Raw genomic sequence first — 2,357 nt, 5'->3', positions numbered from 1 at the left:
CACCCGCGGCCTGCACCGCAAGCAGCGCCAGAAGGCGCCGTGGCCGGTGGTGGCATTGGTGGGCTATACCAACGCCGGCAAATCCACCCTGTTCAACCGGCTGACCGGCGCCGAAGTTCGTGCCGAGAATCTGCTGTTCGCCACGCTTGATCCCACCATGCGCGCCATCAAGCTGCCGGGGCACGACAAGGTGGTCTTGTCGGATACGGTGGGTTTTGTTTCCGATCTGCCGACCCAACTTGTGGCCGCCTTCCGTGCCACGCTCGAAGAGGTGATGGAGGCCGATCTGATCATCCACGTGCGCGACTTCAGCCACCCCGACAGTGATGCGCAGGCGCAGGATGTGATCGATGTGCTGACCAGCCTGGGCCTGGCCCCCGGCCAGCGCGAGACGCCGATGATCACGGTTTTCAACAAGATCGACGCGCTTGATGTCGAACAACGTGAAGCGGTGCAGGGGCAGGCCGGCGATGATGCCATCCCGGTTTCGGCGCTCACCGGTGAAGGGCTGGAACGGCTGCAGGCCGCGATGGATCTTACCTTGCGCAGTGGTGCCCGCGTCCACCGCATCACGCTGCCAATGATCGATGGTCGCCGACTTGCCTGGTTGCACAGCCATGGTGAAGTTGTGGGCCAATCCGGCGATGAGGACAGCCTGACCGTCAATGTGCGTCTGTCAGACAAGGACAAGGCGCGGTTTGACGCGATGATGTGAGAATCGGGGCGTTGCGGCTTTTGGCCTTCCCCCCACGGCAATGCTTTGGCAAAAGGGGGCATGCGCGCCCGCTTCCCCCTTCTGGCGCTGGTCCTGGCTCTATTGGCCGCGCCGGTTCGTGCCGATGAAACCCCGGTTTCACCCCAGCAACAGGCCGCGTTTGCCGAATGGCTGAACCTGTATCGTGCGCAGGCCACGGCGCGTGGGTTGAAACCGGAATGGCTGGACACGACGCTGAGCGATGTGAAGCTGGTGCCGCGCGTGATTGGCGCTGATCGCAACCAGCCCGGCGGTGCCGCCAAACCGATCCGTTTCCCCGACTATCTGGCTTCCAAATTCCGTGGTGACCGCATCCCCCACGGTCAGCGCCAGTTTGCCGCCAACCGGGAATTGCTCGCCCGGGCAGAAACCAGCAGCGGTGTTCCCGCCGCCGTGATCGCCGCCATCTGGGGCATCGAAACCAGCTATGGCCGTGTGTTAGGCCGCTATGATCTGCCGTCCGCGCTGGCGACGCTGGCCTTTGATGGCCGCCGCCGCGATCTGTTCACCCGTGAACTCGATGCCGCCGTGCAGATGGTGGGCGAAGGCCGGGTGGCACGCGAGGCGATGAAGGGCAGCTGGGCCGGCGCCTTTGGCCAGACGCAGTTCTTGCCCAGCAGCTACCTTGCCTATGGACGCGACGGCGATGGCGATGGCAAGGTCGATCTGTGGGGCAGCCAGGCGGATGTGTTTGCCTCCATCGGCCACTATCTGGCCAAAAGTGGCTGGCAGCCGGGCGAGGCCTGGGGCTTTCGCACGCTGGTGCCCGACGCTTTTGATCGCGCCAGTGTGGCCGCCAGCGAAGCACCCAGCCGCTGCATCACGCCGCTATCGCGCCACAGCGCCTTGAAGCCGGCGCGCGAATGGCGCAGCCTGGGCTTCACGCCGGTCAACGGCAGCTGGCCGACTGATAGCGTGATGATGAGCCTGATCGAGCCTGATGGGCCAGCGCAGGGGGCCTATCTCGTCACCCGCAGCTATCGCGCTGTGCTCGGCTATAATTGTTCCAACCTCTATGCCTTGTCGGTGACATTGCTGGCCGATGCGATCAGCTTGCCGGCGGCACCGCCAGCGCTGGCAGGAAGCGCGCCTTGAGCCAGCGCGGGTTGCCGATACTGGCCCTGCCGCTGCTCGCCGGGCTGTTGCTGGCGGCCTGTGGCGGCAAACCAACGCCGCGCACCGCAGCCAGCACGCCGCCAGCCAACCGCGGAATCGACCTTTCCGACGATACTGGCGCTGTTGCCCGCGATGCCGCCCGTATGGGCAAATGGCCGGTGAAGATCGGCAAGCCCTATCAGGTCGCCGGCATCACCTATTACCCGGCAGACGACCGCGAATACCGCGAAGAAGGCGTGGCCAGCTGGTATGGCCCCGGTTTTCACGCCGGCAGCACCGCCAATGGTGAACGCTACGACCAGGATGATCTCACCGCCGCGCACCGCACCTTGCCGATGCCGAGTTGGGTGCAGATCGAAAATCTCGACAATGGCCGCAAATTGACAGTGCGCATCAACGATCGCGGCCCGTTCGCGCGTGGCCGGATCATCGATCTGTCGCGCAAGGCGGCACAATTGCTGGGCGTGGATCGGGCCGGCACCGCGCG

3 protein-coding genes are annotated in these 2,357 nt (G+C 64.9%); all 3 read left to right on the top strand.

What is annotated here, in order from left to right; all coding sequences use genetic code 11:
• On the top strand, window positions 1-715 hold a 715-nt coding region (hflX, locus tag RMO81_RS04025; RefSeq protein WP_310474458.1), incomplete at its 5' end, for a GTPase HflX.
• A gap of 60 nt (window positions 716-775) precedes the next feature.
• Window positions 776-1,849, top strand: coding sequence for a lytic murein transglycosylase (locus RMO81_RS04020; RefSeq protein ID WP_310474457.1), 1,074 nt, complete (start codon window positions 776-778; stop codon window positions 1,847-1,849).
• Window positions 1,846-2,357, top strand: a 512-nt coding sequence (locus RMO81_RS04015; protein ID WP_310474456.1) for a septal ring lytic transglycosylase RlpA family protein, incomplete at its 3' end; no start/stop codon positions are given. The genes RMO81_RS04020 and RMO81_RS04015, both read left to right, overlap by 4 nt.

The sequence above is a fragment of the Sandarakinorhabdus sp. genome, assembly GCF_031422795.1.
GTDB lineage: Bacteria > Pseudomonadota > Alphaproteobacteria > Sphingomonadales > Sphingomonadaceae > Sandarakinorhabdus.
The sequence above is the reverse complement of the archived record's forward strand: the minus strand, read 5'-3'. Positions and strand labels throughout refer to the sequence as shown.

Excerpts from the sequence above, each read along its gene's own strand:
- RMO81_RS04020 (WP_310474457.1), top strand. The coding sequence starts at position 776 with ATGCGCGCCCGCTTCCCCCTTCTGGCGCTGGTCCTGGCTCTATTGGCC.